Below are 18,405 nucleotides of genomic sequence, written 5' to 3' on the forward strand. Positions count from 1 at the left end.
AAGGTTTAAGTTTTGTTTTTGAGAAAGTGTTTTGGGTGATTTTCTATGTCGATGATTCCCCCTCATGTTGAGTAACCACTGGCTGAAAGTGATTTGGCTTGGGGTCTCTTCTTTCTCTATTAATTTATGTGAAAAAGAAGAGGTTATTTAAGGTTAACCTCTTCTTTTCTTTTATTAGTGATTCCAAACAATCAACTTACATGTTTAAAAAGCGCCGTTCAACATAAGGCATAAAAAAGTGAAGGATCATTCCACCTAAACAAACAGTTAAAAGGGTTCCGATGCCGATAGGGCCTTTACATATAATGGCTAATACTAAGAAAAGAGCATAGACCAGTGTTCTTGAAAATAGGATTGTTCTTTTGGAGAGGTCGCGGATAATGAGTGATAAATAGTCGATGGGTGTTGATGCAAATGTCGTCTGAAGATAGATGGCTGTTCCAAGACCGATGAGCACCAAACCGATTCCGAAACAAGCCAGTTTGCTAAACCACATGCTCGGAACAATCGTGCTTTTTACAATAAACAACCATAGGTCAATGCCTATCCCAGTAATAAATGCTGTAAGTAACCCCAACAACATAGGTTTTTTCTCGTTAATATAGAGTTACAGATTAAGAGGAGCGCAGAAATAAGAACCTCCCAGCTCCCTACGGTAAGACCGACTTCTTCCGACAGGCCAACCAAAAGGGCATCGAAGGGCGATGTGCTTAGGCCTGACTGTATCGTTAAAGAAATGCCTAAACTTAATATGAGGATACCTAATCCGTAATACATATATTTGATTTTATTAGCACTCATTCTTTTGTCATCAAGAACTGCGGGATGCCGTCTTCTATAAATTCTGCTGAGGAAATCTGATAGCCCAGCTTTTTATAAAAGCCTGCTGCTTGTGTTTGCCCATGCAGTTTACATTTTGTCATTCCTTTTTCCTGCAAGATGTTTCTAACTCGCTTATGATAGCCTTGCCCAGCCCGTACTTACGGTAAGGTTTTAGGACACAGATTCTTTCCAGTTTTCTTGTATGGTCTACGATGCACACACGGCCTGTACCGACGGGTTGATTCTCATGAAATACCAAGATATGCTGGCATTGTTCTTGGAGCGTATCACATTCATCGAACTCAGCAGATTCAGATACATGCTGCTCCTCAATGAATACCGTTCTTCTAATAGCTAGAGCAACGTGTAAATCCATTTCAGATGTGATTCTTTTTATATTGATATTTGATCAATCCTTTTTTCATATTAGTCTGGACTGTACAGCATGCTTGTGGTCTTATAATAGTAAGGTTAAAACAATTTTGTTGTAATTGCGACAAAAATACGTGAGGGGTTTTAGGAATGAATGACATTTTGCGAGAGATCGGCATGATAGCAAGAGCGTTGGATTCCATAAGCAATATTGAATTTAAAGATTTGGACTTAACAAGAGGGCAGTATCTCTATCTTGTACGTATATACGAAAATCCGGGGATTATTCAAGAAAAGTTGGCGGAAATGATCAAAGTCGACCGAACAACAGCTGCGCGGGCCATAAAGAAACTGGAAATGCAGGGGTTTATACAAAGAATTCCTGATGAGCAAAATAAAAAATAAAAAAATTGTTCCCGACTGAGAAAGGGAACAAGGTGTATCCATTGTTAAGAAGAGAAGGAGAGCATTCCACGGAAGTGGCCTTGTCTGGTTTTACACCTGAGGAAAAGGAAACAATTTCTGTACTCATTCACAGAGTTAGGAAAAACATAGAGCGGGATTGGGAATATGTGAAGAAGGGGAACAAAAGGGATTATTAATGGTCAACAAGTCGAGCCGGTGAGAACGGATTCTTCGGGTGCATGGGGATATTTTCAAGATAATGAGTCATGAATATGCTTCCCCCACTCAAATGGCAGTCTTGATGAATGGCTCCGTTGATGATGGCATTGTAAATCGACATGACGCAGACCATTCCAAAGCACATCATCACGCCAAATATAAAACCTTCTTTTTTGTTTGTTGGCATACAATCATTCCTTCTCTCCATAATCGGTGATTAGTATACCAATGAACCACTTACGCTCATAAGTGACAAATTTTGAACGATTTATCGGCCGGATCCGTCTTGTTTTGTCATCAGCACATGAGGAATGCCATCCAGCATGAATTCTTCTGATGCTGTCTGATAGCCGAGTTTTTTATAAAAGCCTGCCGCTTGTGTCTGGCCGTGCAATTTGAATGAGGAAATGCCTTGTTCTTTCACAATACGTTCTAACGCTTCAACAATCACTTTGCCCAGCCCACATTTGCGATAAGGCTTCAGAATGCAGATTCTTTCCAGCTTGCCTACGTGGTCAACGATTCGGACACGTGCAGTGCCAACAGGTTCATTCTGATGATAAACGAGGATGTGCCGGCAATCTCCGCCGAGTGTATCGAACTCATCGAATTCATCGGAAATGGGGCAGCTTTGTTCTTCTACAAAGACTGCCTTTCTGATTTCAAACGCTGTATGTAAATCATGTTTTGCCATTATTCTCTTCACATTCATAAGGCGATCCTCTCTTTTTTATCGGTTTGTGACCCAATGGGCAGGGATTTGCAGAGACGGCGGCAGTTTTGTGTTTGCATCGCCGTTTGCGGTATTCACCTGTGCCTGTGTCAGAAAAATGCTCCCGGTCAGGTCGGCGCCGCTCAGATCGGCCTCTCTTACATCTGCACCGATAAAGTCTGACATTCTCAGGTCTGCATTTCTCAGATCGGCAGCGATGAGTAGCGCTCTTCTTAGGTTTGCTCCGCGTAAATCCAGCCCTTTCAGTTTCGCGCCGATCAGGACACTTCCCCGGCTGATTTTTTTCGGGCGTTTTGGACTGCGTGCTTGGGCGCGCACCAGTTTACTCGTTTTTAACAGCCATTCATTGATCTCAGCCCGGTGTTCGTGCACCTGTAGTGTCAGCAGATTTTCCTTGCTGAGTCTGGTGAGCTTGTCTATTTTTTCGTAACAGGCTCTGAGCTCGCGATGAAGCGGTTTGGCTGTTTCTATAGAAAGCGCTTCGTGTAAGTACCAGAGCATTTCGTGCAGCTGCTGCATGATAGGGAAGACGTCAAACATCTCGTTGACCGTTTCAGGATGGTTTCGCCAATCCTTTCCCTCATAAGTGACTTGCGATACCTTCTGGCCGGCGCCAAAGCATTCATAAGCAGAACAGCCTCGAAATCCCTTTTCTCGGAGGTCTTTATGGATACAACATTGATAGTTTGCTTGCAAGTTGCGGCAAGGCGTGCCCCCGTCTTTGTCAAAAGCAAAATCCGCAGACTTCGCATAGGGCAAGGCGACACAGCACAGGCTAAAACAGTGCTGGCAATCCGCGCTTAAACCATGATGTATATTGTCATGTAATGTCAATTCCGCAGACAATATCGTTCGCCCCTTCACTTGGGAACTTTGTTAAATATATCTATTTGATTATATAGGAAATAGGGGTCCTTTTCACTTTTGTTTTTTACGATTTCAGTGGGCCAAATGATTCATGATGATTGGGGGACCTTTTGGAACAGCAAATAAAAGATAAATCTCTGCGTGTGATTTGGCGATGCCCAAATATTGATTTTGATACATTGATGAATTTTCGCAAGGAAGATGCCGTTTTAGTTATGGTGCCAGGCATGATCACGCAAGGCGAGTGGCGTTGTGCCAGCGATCATTCATATGGTACGGATTTAATTGGTGTGTAGTGACTAATATGTCTTCCACGTGCCAATCCCGCATATAATGATTCATTCAGCTGATAAGGAAGGTGACTTCATTGAATGGAAACGACAGGTTTGATGCGGGGAGGTATAGAGGGGTTCTTCAAAATCCACACTTATTTCGGCAGCCTGTTTCCGCCCGCGCAATCATTACATCAGCTCGCGGGGATGTAACGGGAGACGGCGTTATTGACGAAGTCTTTCTGACTGGCACTCAAATGCCAGGCAGCCCTTTATGGAGAGATATTATGTTGGTGATTCGTGACGACAGAATCCATCAGGAACAGCGAATCCAGCTCCAGAACATTATGGGATACAGTCCGTCTCTTTTTCTCGGGGATTTGACAGGCGATAAGATCGTTGATGTGGCAGTGGTGATGGACACTGGGGGAAGCGGAGGCGCTATATATGCCTATATTTTTGCCTATCTAAACCGGCAGTTTCAGCAGATTTTTCATTCGGATATGTTTAATGCTGAATGGAAGTACAGTGTGAAGTACCAAAATCAATATAAAGCGAGCGTCATCAGCCATCATCAGAATGAAATGTATATGCTCGATCTTACTTACAAAGGTAGGGAATATTTGAATGAGATTTATACCGCTCAGGGTGTGTTGAAAATGCCGATAGAAGGCTGGGTGAATCCTTTGTCTGGCTTGTACCCGGTTGATTTTGACAGAGACGGCACGTACGAACTGCTGGCGTATCAGCGGATCGCCGGGAGGTATAACGCTGACTCGCTCGGATATGTCCAAACCGTGTTGAAATGGAACGGACGGAGATTTATGCTTGACCGCCAGAATGTATCGATTGTTGGGAGTGGCCTGTCGTAAGTATCAAATCGTCTTATGAGAGAGGGCTTGTTTTTTATGGCCAAAGGAAAAGAGTGCTCACCATAAGCTTTTTTTGTTTTATGCTGTTCTATCTCCCTTCTATTTTGGCCACTTAAGAGTTATTTCTTTTATTTGATTGATCTAATTCACGATTAGAGTCTTTTTTTAAACGTTTATTGATAATATTTTGGTTTGCTTTTATAAAAAAATATTGATGTATGAACTTAACAGCTACGTAGCAAAATAAGCATGCTCCGAATAATGTAACCATACTCATTACTGTATCAATAACAGAGTCAGAAAAACGAAAGAGAAATTGTGCTATGATATAACCTGCAGCTGGAGCAATGGTTAATAGGTTTGTTGTCCAAGATAACGATTTTGTTTTCTTTCGTTTATAATTAGGAAATTCAATTAGATAGTATCGTATAAAACCTATCATGACTATGCAGTAGGTTAATAGTGAGATGGCAATAAAAATCCAATTTAAACCATAGACGAAAAAGGCTCTTTTAATAGAGACAATAAAAAAACTATAAGAAATTACTGTGAAAGAGCACCCGCTATAAATTAAAAAACTATGGCTATTTTTATATTTATCTAGCCTTTTAAATAGTGCAATCAGGGACCAGATATGAACAATTAAAATTAGAGGTAAAGTCGCAAAGGTAAAAGGACGAATCTCATTAACGATTAACGGAATTAAACAACAAATATCCAGCATAAATAGAATTGCAAAAATCATGCCGAATTTTTCACGATTTGTATTTGGAGAAGTTAAATGTGTCTGTATTTCAGTAGGTAAATCTCTGTATTTCACATTTTCATTTAGTTTTAGCAATGAGACCTTCTCCATCATTAACATCTTGCCAACGCTCCTTCTGATTTTGGTTCAAATGACCCGGCGCTACTGGGTGTTTTATAGATTATTTTTAATGTTACATCATGGTATATTTGGGTTAAATAGTAAAAATGGATGTTAATATCTATGGGGTTCTGTATGCTGAAGAGTTAGCTGAAATCATTTTTTTATTCTTTACTACATCACTTTTTGAAGTTCTACATTTGATTAGAAACCGAGTGAAGAGATTGTAACGATTTTTCTTATCTTGTCACACAAAAAGAGAGCCGTTCGAGTCGGCTCTCTATTCCAGTTTAATCCTTTTCACATCCCCTAGAACAAATACATAAAAAATCAGGCCTATTAGCAATACCAGCCCGGCTACCAGAAAGCTGAGCGTAAAGGAGCCTGTCACATCAACCAAATATCCTGTCAGCGAAGCAGCGATAATGCCTCCAAACAGGTTGTTTGCCAGGTTCACCATAGAGCTTAGCAGGGACACGGAACCGATCGGCGCCAGCTCTGCGGAGATGGACCAGCCGACTGGAGCGGTTGCGGAAATGCCGGCGAGTCCGATTGAAATGCAGATAATCGCGACGGTGATATTGTTCGTCAGAATGGAGCCTAAAAAGAAAAAGCCGAAACTCATTCCGACAATGATTACGGTTCGGTATACCTTGGTGTTGGGATAACCTTTCTTAATAAAGTAATCAACGAGCCAGCCGCCGACGACAATTCCGGAAATGGTTGAGATCAGCCATGGTACAGCCGTAAATAAACCGGACGACATGATATCCATTCCGTATGTATGTTTAAAGAAAGTCGGAAGCCAGGTAAGCAGCAGGTTGAATGTATAGCCGTACCCTGTAAACCCGATCATTAAGCCCCATACTTTCCGGTTGGAGAATAGTTTTTTTAATAGCGGACCCGTTTTATAAGGGATTTGCTCTGTTGTGATTGAATTGTGTTTTTGGATATAGTTTAGCTCACCTTTGGAAATGCGTTTGTGCCGTTCAGGCTGCTCATAATACTGCCAGAAAAAGATTGTAAACAGCACATTGATGCATCCAATCGTCAAAAAAGCGACACGCCAGTCAAACGCGGTAACAAGAAAGGCGACCAATGGCGCGCCGATCACGTTTGAAAACTTGGCGGCCGAGTCGAACAGTGAGTTTGCCAACCCCCGCTCACTTGGAGGAAACCATTGAGCGGTTGCCTTAGAAGCGGCAGGAAACGCGGAGGCGCTCGTCAGCCCAATGAGAAAGCGAAATAGATACAACAGCAATTTTCCTTGCAAAAAAGCAAGGAGGATGGTTAAAAGACTCCATATGGTCATTCCAATCCTCGTGACCCACGCCACGCCAAACCGATCCAGCAAACTTCCGACAGGCAGTTGCATCAGTGTATAGGAATAAGTGTAAATGGAAAACACGATGCCGAGTTCGGTTGCAGTAAGGTGAAACGAATCTTGTATCGCAGGGGCCGCTACAGAGATGGCCACTCGGTCAAAATAATTAAGAATAATAATGCCGCTGAGTAACGAAGATATGTACCATCTGGTATGTCCAGGCCGTTTCACGCGCTCTTGACTCATGATGAAAACCTCCTCTGTCATAGCATGATCTCCTGATGGAAATACCATTCAAATTTTACATACCACAGCATGCGTTAACGTAAACGGATAACAGAAATTTGACTGGTCCGGCCCGGTGCCTTAGAATGAAAGTAATAAAAATGAACACTCCAAAGGGGAGTAGCTTTCACAGTAAAGTCGTCATTACGGGACAAGATGTCCTCGGCTTTGCTGGCAATCTCATTGTTAGCGAGACCTTTGCCAAATCTGATTTGGTGAAGGTCTTTTTGTTTCTAAACTTCACCAAAATCGGTGGAGTTTTTTCATTTTTAACATAAAGGGAGAGGAGCGTCAGGATGTCTAAGCTGAAAAAGTGGCTGAAGCGTGAATTGGTGAGGAAAGGGCTGCCATTAGCGAAAGAAAAATTGATCCCGATCTTAAAAGAAAAGATGAAGAAGAAACGATGAGGAGGCTGACGATGAAAATCATGTTGACTGTTGTTGCCGGAGTGGGGCTTTTGAGTGCAGGTGGATGCGGTATGCTTGATCAGGTGACTGACGGATTGAATTATACGAGTGAAGCGACGGGCTATGTGGAGAAGGTGAAGACATTTGCAGAGGAGGCGCCTGAATTGGCTGAACAAGCTGTACATGACGCGGAGGCGAAAGAAAAACTTGAAGCACAGCTTGAAACGATTCAGCAGGCTGCCGCTGATTTTAATGAATTAACACCGCCCGATGCCGCGGCGGAGATTCATCAAACCATTCAGGAGCATAATGAAACGTTGCAGAAAAGTGCTGAAGATGTATTGAAACAAGTGGAGGAAGGCAAAGTATCGCTTGAGGAATTGGAGCAGTCCGACATTGTCCAAAACGCAAAGCAAATCACCGATGTGATGGGACAGATTGAAAAGCTTGGCGAATAAGAAAAAGCATCCCTGCGCGGGATGCTTTCAGCGTGTCGACAAACCCTCGCATTCGTTGTCAGTTCTGCGCGTTGGTGCTCACGAATCATAACATTCGCTCCGCTCCAATGCTCGTCCTTCCTAGACTTCTAGGGTTTTCAATCACGCTGAAAAGATGACAAAGTCCTAAAACAAAAACCGTTTTAGGACTTTGTCAACAATCTGAAAGCATCCCTGCGCGGGATGCTTTTTCATTAGTCAGCCATTGCGTCAGTTAAGACAGGGACGACTTGTTTTTTACGGGAAACAACGCCTTTTAAGAGAGCTGTGTTGTTTTCTAATGTAACGTTGAACGCTTTTTCCACTTTTGCTGCTTCGTTACCGATCGCAAGGGCAAGTGAATCATTTTCTAAGATGTCTGTGATGACAAGAAGAAATAGGTCAAGATTCTTCTCGGCCACAACGGCAGAAATTGCAGCTTCTAATTCAGCTTGGCGTTTTTTCACATCTTCAATGTCCACTGTATTCACTTGTGCGATTTCGACTTTTTTGCTGCCGAGTGTAAATTCTTTCGCATCAAGAGAGATCAGCTCCTCGACTGTTTTTTTGCTTAAGTCAGCACCAGCTTTTAGCATGTTTAAGCCGTATTCTTCTGCATCTACGCCGGCGATTACAGCAAGCTCTTTTGCAGCAGCTACGTCTTGGTCTGTGCAAGTAGGAGATTTGAATAACAGAGAATCGGAAATGATCGCTGACAGCATCAAGCCGGCAATTTCTTTTTCGATTTTCACGTTATTTTCTTTGTACATTTTGTTTAAGATTGTAGCCGTGCAGCCTACAGGCTCAGCGCGATAGTAAAGCGGCTCAGCTGTTTCAAAGTTAGCGATGCGGTGGTGGTCGATAACTTCAAGAACCTGAACATCTTCAATGTCGTTGATGCTTTGCTGGCGTTCGTTATGGTCAACCAGGATAACACCGTTTACTTCGTTAGCAGCTGTTTCAACAAGACGCGGGCTTTCTTGTTTGAAATAGTCAAGCGCGTATTGTGTTTCTCCGTTGACTTGTCCGAGACGGACTGGCTCAGCATTGAAGCCGAGTTTGTTTTTTAAATCAGCATAAGCAATCGCAGAACAAATCGTATCTGTGTCTGGGTTTTGGTGTCCAAAAATAAGTATCTTTTCCATGATAGCTCCTTATCTTTTTTTAAGTATTGTCATCTTTATATAGTTTAACACGTCTTGATGCGGGTGTAATCATGCAAACCCTTAAAAATTGATGTGAATAAAAAGCATTTTCTTTGAGCCCAAGAGAAAAGGCGTGTAAAATACTGGGTAGCTAAGTTGCGAAATGTAATGTAGTATCAAAAAAGGTACTATTGGAGGTCAAGTATGAGTGAAAAAAAGAATAAATACCCGAACAAAGAAGGCTGTCCAGTTGAATTTACGCTAGATGTCATTGGCGGAAAGTGGAAAGGAATTCTTTTTTATCACATGATAGAGGGCAAGAAGCGGTTTAATGAGTTTCGCCGGATCTGCCCGAGTATCACCCAAAGAATGCTCACTCTTCAGCTGCGGGAGCTGGAAGCGGATGGCATCGTGCATCGTGAGGTTTACCATCAGGTGCCGCCAAAGGTTGAATACTCTCTGACGGAATTCGGGCGAACGCTTGAACCAATCGTGCTGCAAATGAAAGAGTGGGGAGAATCCAACAGAGACGTGCTGGAATCTTATCGTTCGAACGGCATGCTGAAGGATCAGCACAAATAGCAGCAAAGGGAACTCCTTTGCTGCTTGTTTTATTTCATTGAAAGAGCTTTGTTGGCGTTTCTGACATCATTTTTCAATAGTTCAGAAAGGTTGTAGGCTGGATAGTAACCGTGCTGATACATGTATTGGAATACTTGCGCATGCCACTTAATGGCTGCATTGAGCTGTTTGACAAGCACATTTCTTAATTGAGGTGTCGCTGTTTCAGTGATGGCGATCGCATAGTTGCGGACTGATGTTTTGGCAAGAACAAGCAGGTCGCCGCTGTAGAATGGGTTATCCGCGCGTTCTTCCTCGTCATCACGAGCCATCGGTGCTTGTGGGAAGAATGGGAGAAGCTCTCTTAGATTTTGCTCTATGGCTTGTATGGATACGGCATAAAGCTGTTTAAGCTGGGGATCTCTTACTTCCTTTATCATTTTCTTCAATTTAATGAGTCCGATTGACTGAAAAGCGACCAGCTCATGCAACTCTAATGTTTCATGCCAAGCCAATGTTCTGCGTTCATCCATTTAACAATTCTCCTTTATCAATGAGATTCCATACCAGCATATGCCCAACGCTCAATGTTGTTCATGATGTTTTGAAGTTTTTAAAACGGGAAATTCACCTTATATAGGATACGGGTTGAGAACATGCAAATGAGGTGAAACACATGTGGGACATGATAAGGAATTTTTTCTTGTTTAGCAGCGGCATTCTGCAAGCAACAACCCTTTTACTAGTGATTTTAATCTTTATGTATGTCAGAAAAACGAAAAAGAAAAACAAGGAATCTTCTGGCTTTATGGATGATAAACATTAATCGTGATGGGCATTCTTTTCAAAGAATGTCTTTTCATTTGCAATGTTTCACATGAAACATCAGCGTCATTTTACTTGCGATTTGGACTTATGTTAAAATGGAAAAGGAAAATGCAGAGAAGATATGAAAACATTCGGTGCAATGCATGTTGCAGTGATGAAGAAAGAGCAGTCGTTTATGCTGCTCTTTTCTATTCGTGTGTTCAGGATGATACGAGGTGACTAAGTGAAACAAACGAGAGCATTAATGGAAGGTGCTGTTTTAATCAGTCTTTTTGCGATCATCACGCTTTTGGTCGTATATGTACCTGTGATCGGAACAATTCTGTTTTTTGCAATGCCTCTGCCCTTGATCCTGTATACGATCAGACATGGATTGAAATTAGGGACGTGGATGGGCGCTGTCAGTCTTCCGGTTGTTTTTATTGTCGGGTCCTTCAACGGACTTATTTTAGCTTTTATGTCAGCTTGCGCTGGCATTGCCATGGGGCACTTTTTCAAGAAGAAAGAACCCGGGAACGCCATCATTTCGGGCGCTCTTATTTATATGCTTTGTATTGTCTTCTATTTTGTGATAAGCATTCAGTTTTTGGGTATCAATATCATTGATGAAGCAATGATACAATACCGGCAGACTCTTGATATGGTAGGAACGGTAGTGAAGCAGTCGGGCAATGCTGAACAGCTTGATAAGCAATTAAAACTGATGGAAGAACAAATGGGTATCGTTCAATATCTTTTTCCAACAGCTATTGTGATGGTAGGAGCTATTTTTTCTTTCCTCAGTTACCTTATCGCTAAGCCGCTCTTAAGGCGATTCTCCCCCGATATTCCTAATCTAAAGCCTTTTAGAGAGTTGAAGTTTCCACAAAGTGTTGTAGTGCTGTATTTAATGATTGTGTTGCTTTCATTTTTGCCTTTAGAAAAGGGCCAAATGCTGTACTCTATCGCTTTAAATGGGGAGTTTATACTCGGGTTTCTGATTTTCATCCAAGGTTTATCATTTATCTTTTTCTATTGCCATAAAAAACAATATCCGAAGGCTGCGGCAGTGATTGCAGTGATTCTTGGGCTGATGCATCCGATTTTTATGGCAGCGATTCGCATTTTAGGCGTAATAGATATAGGCTTTCATATAAGGAAAAAGGTGAAGTGAACATGAGTTTTACTCACATGGTGGGGAGTGATAGAATTGCCAAGCTTTTATGAAAAACCGCTGTTTCGGTATCCCATCTATGCAATGATTGCTCTGTCAATCATTACAATCCTCATCAGCTTTTATTTTAACTGGATATTAGGAACCGTCGAAGTGCTGCTGCTTGCAGTTATTTTGTTTTTTATTAAACGCGCTGATTCTCTTATTCGACAAGAGATTGATGCTTATATTTCTACGTTATCCTACAGGTTGAAAAAAGTCGGTGAAGAGGCATTGATGGAAATGCCGATTGGCATCATGCTTTTTAATGACCAATATTATATAGAATGGGCAAATCCGTTTCTTTCTTCTTGCTTTAATGAAAGCACATTAGTGGGGAGATCACTTTACGACACTTGTGAATCGGTTGTGCCGCTCATCAAACAAGAGGTGGAATCGGAAACGGTTACATTGAATGACCGCAAGTTTAAGGTTGTCATCAAACGGGATGAGCGCTTGCTGTATTTCTTTGATGTAACAGAACAAATCCAGATTGAAAAGCTTTATGAAAATGAAAGAACCGTGCTGGCGTATATTTTCCTTGATAACTATGATGATGTGACACAAGGATTGGATGACCAGACGAGAAGCACGATGAACAGCCAGGTGACATCTTTGCTGAACGCTTGGGCGCAGGAGTATGGGATCTTCCTGAAAAGGACGTCTTCAGAACGCTTTATCGCTGTGCTTAATGAACATATCTTAACGAAACTTGAAAATTCGAAGTTTTCGATTCTTGATGAGGTGCGGGAAAAAACCTCATTTGACGGCGTTGCGCTGACGTTGAGCGTTGGTGTCGGGGCTTCAGTCTCCTCGCTGAAAGAACTTGGCGATTTGGCGCAATCCAGCTTGGACTTGGCGCTGGGGCGCGGCGGAGACCAAGTAGCTATTAAGCTGCCGAACGGCAAGGTGAAGTTTTACGGAGGTAAAACAAACCCGATGGAGAAACGAACAAGGGTGCGGGCCCGCGTCATTTCACACGCCTTAAAAGAAATCGTCTCTGAAAGCAGTAATGTCATTATCATGGGGCATAAATTCCCCGACATGGATTCTATCGGCGCGGCGATCGGGATTTTAAAGGTGGCACAGGCAAATAACAAAGATGGTTTTATCGTGATTGATCCAAATCAAATCGGATCAAGTGTCCAGCGCTTGATTGAAGAAATCAAAAAATATGAAGAATTATGGTCAAGGTTTATTACGCCTGAAGAAGCGATGGAAATTTCCAATGATGATACGCTGCTTGTGGTCGTTGATACCCATAAGCCGTCACTTGTCATGGAGGAACGGCTGGTCAATAAAATTGAACATGTCGTGGTCATCGACCATCACCGCAGGGGTGAGGAGTTTATCAGAGATCCATTGCTCGTTTATATGGAGCCGTACGCTTCTTCGACAGCGGAATTGGTGACAGAGCTGCTTGAATATCAGCCGAAGCGCTTAAAAATCAATATGATTGAAGCAACAGCCCTATTAGCTGGTATAATAGTGGATACAAAGAGTTTTTCTCTCCGCACGGGCTCGCGGACTTTTGATGCAGCTTCTTATTTAAGGGCGAAAGGCGCCGACACGGTGCTTGTGCAGAAGTTCCTGAAAGAAACCGTTGATTCCTATATTAAACGGGCGAAGCTGATCCAGCATACGGTCCTTTTTAAAGAGAACATTGCGATTGCTTCTCTTCCTGAAAATGAGGAGGAATATTTCGATCAAGTGCTGATTGCGCAGGCAGCTGATTCATTGCTGTCGATGAGTGAGGTTGAGGCTTCATTTGCTGTCGCGAGACGAGATGAACAAACCGTTTGCATCAGTGCGCGGTCACTTGGCGAGGTTAATGTTCAGATCATCATGGAGGCGCTGGAAGGCGGAGGACATTTAACAAATGCGGCGACTCAGTTGTCCGGCATTTCAGTAACGGAAGCGCTGGAACGGCTGAAGCACGCCATAGATGAGTATTTTGAGGGAGGCGTACAGAGATGAAGGTTATTTTCTTGCAAGATGTAAAAGGAAAAGGGAAAAAAGGCGAAGTCAAAAACGTAGCAGACGGATATGCGCAAAACTTTCTGGTTAAAAAAGGCCTCGCGGTTGAAGCGAATGCGTCAAACATCAGCGCGCTAAACGGACAAAAGCAGAAAGAGAAGAAAGAAGCCATCGCCGAACTTGAGCAGGCTAAGAGCCTAAAAGAGACATTAGAAAAACTGACTGTTGAGATCAGCGCGAAGTCAGGTGAAGGCGGCCGTTTATTCGGTTCTGTGACTAGCAAGCAAATTGCTGAACAGCTCCAAAAAGACCATAAGATTAAAGTGGATAAGCGGAAACTTGACCTGCCGGATGGCATTCGCGCGTTAGGTTATACAAACGTGCCTGTGAAGCTGCATCCTGAGGTGCAGGCTGTATTGAAGGTGCATGTGAAAGAAGAAGCTTAATAGAAATCGTAAAGAGGCTTGGCGCAATCCAAGCCTCTCAGTTGATGACAAAGTCCTAAAACGGTTTTCATTTTAGGGCTTTGTTATTTTTTAGGCCGAATTTCTTTGTTTCCCTGTCTGAAAAATGTATTGATCCCGTCCGGCTCCCAGTCCGGCTGCTCCCATTGCAACCAGGGCAGCAATGAGAAGGATAAGCGGCATTGTCCATGAATGCGTCTGGTCAAAGAGATAGCCGACAAAGATTGGCCCTATGGCCGCAAGCAGGTAGCCGAAAGACTGTGACATGCCTGACAGCGCCGCGGCCTGCTGGGCATTTTCACTGCGGAGGCCAATCAAAGTGAGTGCCAGGCTAATGCTGGAGCCTTGTCCGATACCGATAATCACCATCCAGATGGCAAGAAGTGTGTGGCTGCCGCCTGCCAGCAATCCGCACAGCCCGATGAGGTAAACGGCGATCAGCCCCGCAACAATGCCGCGCTGGTGTTTCAAGCGGTCTGCGAAAACAGGTGTCAGAAACGTGGAAGGCAGACTCGCAAATTGCATGAGTGACACCATCCATCCGGCTGTTGCCGTATCAATCCCGTGAGAACGGAGAATTTCGGGAAACCAGGTGATGCTGCTGTAAAACAAAAAGGATTGCAGTCCCATAAAGATGGTGACATACCATGCCATTTTTGAAGCCCAAATGGAACTGGTTTGAAGCTTTACCGCTTTGTTTGCCGTATCACGGTGGCGCAGCTGTGGTATCCATATCAGCAATGCGAGTAAAGCCAGCCCGCCCCATAGGAGAAAGGCCTGCTTCCATCCGCCAGCCATCTGGGCCGCTAAAGGAACGCTGACACCCGATGCCAAAGCGGCGAATATATTCATTGATGTTGTATACAGGCTGATCATGATCCCTGACTTTTCAGGGTATTTATGTTTAATTAAGCTTGGCAAAAGTACGTTTCCGAGCGCAATTCCGATACCGATGAGTGCCGTTCCGAAAAACAAAGCGGGAGTATAGCCGGCAGAGCGAACCAAGACGCCGATTAACAGTGCCAAAAGGCCAAGCCATAATGTCCGTTCATTTCCGAGCCGCTGTCCAAGCTTGGGCGCAAGCGGAGAAAAAACGGCAAACGATAGCAGCGGGAGTGCCGTCAAAAACCCGGCCGCCCCATTGGACATATGCAGCTCTGCCCGGATTGAGCTGATGACCGGACCGACTGAAGTGATCGCGGGCCGTAAGTTAAACGCAATAAAAATGATGCCGGCGATCAGCCAAAACGATTGGTTTTTTTATTTTGTGGATGTGGCAAAGCAGTTACTCCTTCTTTCTAACATATAATGATTATGATTCCGTAAGATGTAAGCAAGTATGCGAACGGAATGCTACGATTGTTTTTCTTCTTTCTGCAATTCAGCCAACTTGGCCAGCAGGGTGTGCTGAGGCATATGCATGATCTGTTCAAGCGGCAGATTCAAGGACGCTGCAAGCTTTTGTGCAGTTTCAGCAGAAATTTGCAAAGGTCTCACAAAAGATCCCTCCTCTCTTCTGTCCATTGTACAAGAATCAGATGGGAAACGTAAGAAGATGTCACAAAGGAGTGGAGCAATCCGAAAATGCCCGTTATAAAAGAGGTAAAGGAGGGTTCCTATGCACGCGCAATTGTTAAGACAAATGCTGATTGAACACCAAAAAGACACTGAGAAAGCTGTCACCTTTGAAGAATATGTAGCAGTGAGACGAAAGCTTCAGGAGCTGATGGGGAAATGTGCTTCATTGGAGGAGTGGGACCTGTATCAAAAAGCCGCGGATCTGATGATGCACACAGGCTTCCAATGGATGAAATAAGCGAGTATCGCTAAAAAAACCCCCGCTTGAGCGAAGGGTTTTAATCATCAAAATGAGTGTTCTTCTTCCACATTTTTAAACTTGTCATAAATCACAAGCTTTGCTGGACTGTTTTCTTTTGCCACCTGTTTGGCTTTTTCAATTGCGGCGTCCTTAGATGTATACAAAGCTGTCGGCGCCACATTCTCCACTTTGATAAACCAGCCGTCCGCATCGACATTGGGTGTAACGGCATATTCTTTCATCATATTTCATTCCTCCCTCACGTTTTATTTCGTATTTCCCGAGCTGTTCCTGTCCAAAACGATCCAATCGGCTAGCTGAAAAAAATAGGAAACCAACAAATTTTCTATTTTTTTTCTGCAGAAATGGTAGAATGGAGTTTGGAGATTTTTTAATGAGAGGACGGTGCTTAGCATGACAGACCTTCTAAATGATCGGCTTCCTCCTCAAAACATAGAAGCCGAACAAGCCGTGTTAGGCGCTATTTTTTTACAGCCGTCTGCTTTAACACTGGCTTCAGAAGTATTGATACCAGATGATTTCTATAGAATGTCCCACCAAAAAATCTATAATGCGATGCTGGTGCTCGGTGACCGGGGTGAGCCTGTTGATCTAGTGACGGTTACGTCTGAGCTTGCGAACACGGAACTGTTGGAAGAAGTGGGCGGCATTTCGTATCTGACAGATATCGCAAACTCGGTGCCGACAGCGGCTAACATAGAATATTACGCGAAAATCGTTGAGGAAAAATCGATTCTTCGCCGATTAATCAGAACCGCGACAACCATCGCTCAAGACGGATATACCCGTGAGGATGAGGTCGAGGATTTACTCAGTGAAGCGGAAAAAACGATTATGGAAGTGGCACAGCGCAAAAACACAAGTGCCTTCCAAAATATTAAGGACGTCCTTGTCCAGACTTATGACAATATCGAGCAGCTTCACAATCGAAAAGGCGATATTACGGGAATTCCGACAGGGTTTACAGAACTTGACCGGATGACTGCCGGGTTCCAGCGCAACGACTTGATCATTGTGGCTGCCCGTCCGTCTGTGGGGAAAACGGCCTTTGCCTTGAACATCGCCCAAAACGTGGCGACCAAGACCGACGAAAGCGTAGCGATTTTCAGTCTTGAGATGGGTGCAGAGCAGCTCGTGATGCGTATGCTCTGTGCCGAAGGAAATATCAATGCCCAAAATCTTCGTACCGGAAACCTGACGGAAGAGGATTGGGGCAAGCTGACGATGGCGATGGGAAGCCTGTCAAACAGCGGGATTTACATCGATGATACACCGGGTATCCGCGTGAGTGAAATCCGCGCCAAGTGCCGCCGTTTAAAGCAGGAAAGCGGACTCGGCATGATTTTGATCGATTACCTGCAATTGATTCAGGGAAGCGGGCGGTCAAAGGATAACCGTCAGCAGGAAGTATCAGAAATTTCCCGTGAGCTGAAGTCGATCGCCAGGGAGCTGCAAGTCCCTGTTATCGCGCTTTCTCAGCTCTCACGTGGTGTTGAGCAGCGTCAGGATAAACGTCCGATGATGTCTGATATTCGGGAATCAGGAAGTATCGAGCAGGACGCGGATATTGTCGCGTTCCTTTACCGCGATGACTACTATGATAAAGAGAGCGAGAATAAAAACATTATCGAAATTATTATTGCCAAACAGCGTAACGGCCCGGTGGGAACCGTGTCTCTTGCGTTCGTAAAAGAATACAATAAGTTCGTCAACCTGGAACGGCGTTTTGATGACGCAGGTGTTCCGCCTGGCGCATAAACCCCAAGAGCTGATCTTGGGGTTTTTTCATTCGAAAGATGGAAGACATTCCGGTCGCTCAGAGGATGTAAATTTGAAAGCGTTTTAATAAAATGGTGTAAAAAGCAGATGGTAACATGGGAAATCGTTTTTCATATTTTCACGCTGCGCAAATCCGGATTGCCCGGCCTACGGGCCAGCTAGATGAAATCATTCGTTTTTACGAAGAGGGGCTGGGCTTGAAACGAATCGGAGAATTTTCGCAGCATAACGGATACGACGGTGTCATGTACGGCCTCCCGCGTGCTGATTATCATTTGGAATTCACTCAATATGAGGGGGAAAGCAGTGCCCCTGTTCCCCATCCCGACAGTCTCCTCGTTTTTTATGTGCCTGATGCTGATGAACTGGCAGCGATCACGTCAAAGCTTCAGCACATGGGCTATCAACAGGTGGAACCAGAGAACCCTTATTGGAGCCATGGAGGCGTGACGATAGAGGACCCGGACGGCTGGCGAGTCGTTTTTATGAATACAAAAGGGCTATCAGGCAAGTGAGACTTTTTTATGGTAAAGGACAAAAGTTTCGTAAGCTTTTGATGGCAAACCGGTGAGAAAACGCTTCTAAAACGAATGAAAGCGAACAAATATAGATTTACATTAATTTAATGTTCGGATTTACAATTGACTTTCTGTTTCTTCACTGATAAACTTGATTTGTTTGAATAGAATCGTTTTGAAAG

Annotated in this window: 19 protein-coding genes and 5 pseudogenes; 12 read left to right on the forward strand and 12 right to left on the reverse strand. The window is 43.7% G+C overall.

Going from position 1 to position 18,405, the window contains the following annotated elements; translation table 11 throughout:
* Positions 1-196: 196 nt before the first annotated feature.
* Both SC79_RS09955 and SC79_RS09960 read right to left on the reverse strand, forming a co-directional pair.
* A pseudogene (locus SC79_RS09955) lies at positions 197-786 on the reverse strand (YczE/YyaS/YitT family protein).
* An 11-nt stretch (positions 787-797) separates the two neighbouring features.
* Positions 798-1,156 (reverse strand): annotated as a pseudogene (locus SC79_RS09960) (GNAT family N-acetyltransferase).
* A gap of 188 nt (positions 1,157-1,344) precedes the next feature.
* Between SC79_RS09960 and SC79_RS09965 the strand changes: the two are divergent.
* Positions 1,345-1,796: pseudogene (locus SC79_RS09965) on the forward strand (MarR family transcriptional regulator).
* Between the two features lie 104 nt (positions 1,797-1,900).
* Here the strand turns inward: SC79_RS09965 and SC79_RS20555 are convergent.
* The 3 genes and pseudogenes from SC79_RS20555 to SC79_RS09980 all read right to left on the reverse strand — a co-directional run.
* Positions 1,901-2,005, reverse strand: a pseudogene (locus tag SC79_RS20555) (DUF2798 domain-containing protein); the annotation flags it as partial.
* An 81-nt stretch (positions 2,006-2,086) separates the two neighbouring features.
* Positions 2,087-2,530: a GNAT family N-acetyltransferase gene (locus tag SC79_RS09975; protein ID WP_039074892.1), complete on the reverse strand. Its 444-nt coding sequence runs from the start codon at positions 2,528-2,530 to the stop codon at positions 2,087-2,089.
* A gap of 18 nt (positions 2,531-2,548) precedes the next feature.
* On the reverse strand, positions 2,549-3,397 hold the full coding sequence (locus SC79_RS09980) for a pentapeptide repeat-containing protein (RefSeq protein ID WP_039074893.1): 849 nt from the start codon (positions 3,395-3,397) through the stop codon (positions 2,549-2,551).
* 131 nt (positions 3,398-3,528) lie between these two features.
* Here SC79_RS09980 and SC79_RS20990 point away from each other — a divergent pair, with 131 nt between their 5' ends.
* Together SC79_RS20990 and SC79_RS09990 are read left to right on the forward strand one after the other, a co-directional pair.
* Entirely contained in the window at positions 3,529-3,714 is a 186-nt protein-coding gene (locus SC79_RS20990; RefSeq protein WP_039074894.1) for a hypothetical protein, read from the forward strand.
* 62 nt (positions 3,715-3,776) lie between these two features.
* Positions 3,777-4,562 carry a hypothetical protein gene (locus SC79_RS09990; RefSeq protein ID WP_082022647.1) on the forward strand — a complete coding sequence of 262 codons (786 nt, stop codon included), beginning with the start codon at positions 3,777-3,779 and terminating at the stop codon, positions 4,560-4,562.
* Between the two features lie 112 nt (positions 4,563-4,674).
* Here SC79_RS09990 and SC79_RS09995 read toward each other — a convergent pair whose 3' ends face one another.
* Both SC79_RS09995 and SC79_RS10000 read right to left on the reverse strand, forming a co-directional pair.
* Entirely contained in the window at positions 4,675-5,427 is a 753-nt protein-coding gene (locus tag SC79_RS09995; protein WP_039074896.1) for a hypothetical protein, read from the reverse strand.
* A gap of 280 nt (positions 5,428-5,707) precedes the next feature.
* Positions 5,708-7,018: an MFS transporter gene (locus tag SC79_RS10000; protein ID WP_039074897.1), complete on the reverse strand. Its 1,311-nt coding sequence runs from the start codon at positions 7,016-7,018 to the stop codon at positions 5,708-5,710.
* A gap of 436 nt (positions 7,019-7,454) precedes the next feature.
* On the opposite strand from SC79_RS10000, the gene SC79_RS10010 reads away from it, so the two are divergent.
* A complete protein-coding gene (locus SC79_RS10010) occupies positions 7,455-7,901 on the forward strand; it encodes a DUF6376 family protein (RefSeq protein ID WP_039074899.1) in 447 nt (148 codons plus the stop codon).
* 233 nt (positions 7,902-8,134) lie between these two features.
* Here the strand turns inward: SC79_RS10010 and SC79_RS10015 are convergent, their stop codons facing one another.
* A complete protein-coding gene (locus SC79_RS10015; protein ID WP_039074900.1) occupies positions 8,135-9,064 on the reverse strand; it encodes a manganese-dependent inorganic pyrophosphatase in 930 nt (309 codons plus the stop codon).
* 204 nt (positions 9,065-9,268) lie between these two features.
* Here SC79_RS10015 and hypR point away from each other — a divergent pair, with 204 nt between their 5' ends.
* On the forward strand, positions 9,269-9,646 hold the full coding sequence (gene hypR / locus SC79_RS10020) for a transcriptional regulator HypR (RefSeq protein ID WP_039074901.1): 378 nt from the start codon (positions 9,269-9,271) through the stop codon (positions 9,644-9,646).
* 29 nt (positions 9,647-9,675) lie between these two features.
* On the opposite strand, the gene SC79_RS10025 is transcribed toward hypR, so the two are convergent.
* Positions 9,676-10,158, reverse strand: coding sequence for a spore coat protein (locus tag SC79_RS10025; protein WP_039074902.1), 483 nt, complete (start codon positions 10,156-10,158; stop codon positions 9,676-9,678).
* 143 nt (positions 10,159-10,301) lie between these two features.
* Between SC79_RS10025 and SC79_RS10030 the strand changes: the two genes are divergently transcribed.
* From SC79_RS10030 to rplI, 4 genes are all read left to right on the forward strand, one after another.
* Positions 10,302-10,451, forward strand: a complete 150-nt coding sequence (locus tag SC79_RS10030) for a hypothetical protein (RefSeq protein ID WP_039074903.1) — start codon at positions 10,302-10,304, stop codon at positions 10,449-10,451.
* Between the two features lie 225 nt (positions 10,452-10,676).
* Positions 10,677-11,606, forward strand: a complete 930-nt coding sequence (locus SC79_RS10035) for a YybS family protein (protein ID WP_039074904.1) — start codon at positions 10,677-10,679, stop codon at positions 11,604-11,606.
* A gap of 36 nt (positions 11,607-11,642) precedes the next feature.
* A complete protein-coding gene (gdpP, locus tag SC79_RS10040) occupies positions 11,643-13,622 on the forward strand; it encodes a cyclic-di-AMP phosphodiesterase GdpP (protein ID WP_039074905.1) in 1,980 nt (659 codons plus the stop codon).
* Positions 13,619-14,068 carry a 50S ribosomal protein L9 gene (gene rplI / locus SC79_RS10045; RefSeq protein ID WP_039074906.1) on the forward strand — a complete coding sequence of 150 codons (450 nt, stop codon included), beginning with the start codon at positions 13,619-13,621 and terminating at the stop codon, positions 14,066-14,068. The genes gdpP and rplI overlap by 4 nt, the downstream gene beginning before the upstream one ends.
* Before the next feature lie 90 nt (positions 14,069-14,158).
* Here the strand turns inward: rplI and SC79_RS10050 are convergent.
* Together SC79_RS10050 and SC79_RS20025 are read right to left on the reverse strand one after the other, a co-directional pair.
* Positions 14,159-15,366 (reverse strand): annotated as a pseudogene (locus SC79_RS10050) (CynX/NimT family MFS transporter).
* A gap of 73 nt (positions 15,367-15,439) precedes the next feature.
* Positions 15,440-15,583 carry a YycC family protein gene (locus SC79_RS20025; protein ID WP_052245589.1) on the reverse strand — a complete coding sequence of 48 codons (144 nt, stop codon included), beginning with the start codon at positions 15,581-15,583 and terminating at the stop codon, positions 15,440-15,442.
* 121 nt (positions 15,584-15,704) lie between these two features.
* Here SC79_RS20025 and SC79_RS10055 point away from each other — a divergent pair, with 121 nt between their 5' ends.
* On the forward strand, positions 15,705-15,902 hold the full coding sequence (locus SC79_RS10055; RefSeq protein ID WP_039074907.1) for a hypothetical protein: 198 nt from the start codon (positions 15,705-15,707) through the stop codon (positions 15,900-15,902).
* 47 nt (positions 15,903-15,949) lie between these two features.
* Here SC79_RS10055 and SC79_RS10060 read toward each other — a convergent pair whose 3' ends face one another.
* Positions 15,950-16,150: a DUF2188 domain-containing protein gene (locus SC79_RS10060; RefSeq protein ID WP_082022651.1), complete on the reverse strand. Its 201-nt coding sequence runs from the start codon at positions 16,148-16,150 to the stop codon at positions 15,950-15,952.
* 169 nt (positions 16,151-16,319) lie between these two features.
* Between SC79_RS10060 and dnaB the strand changes: the two genes are divergently transcribed.
* On the forward strand, positions 16,320-17,684 hold the full coding sequence (dnaB, locus tag SC79_RS10065; protein ID WP_039074908.1) for a replicative DNA helicase: 1,365 nt from the start codon (positions 16,320-16,322) through the stop codon (positions 17,682-17,684).
* Between the two features lie 116 nt (positions 17,685-17,800).
* Positions 17,801-18,220 (forward strand): VOC family protein, encoded by a 420-nt coding sequence (locus tag SC79_RS10070; RefSeq protein WP_039074909.1) that lies wholly within the window; start codon positions 17,801-17,803, stop codon positions 18,218-18,220.
* Positions 18,221-18,405: the final 185 nt, after the last annotated feature.

This window comes from Bacillus sp. MSP13 (assembly GCF_000815295.1).
Classification (GTDB): Bacteria; Bacillota; Bacilli; order Bacillales; family Bacillaceae; genus Bacillus; species Bacillus vallismortis.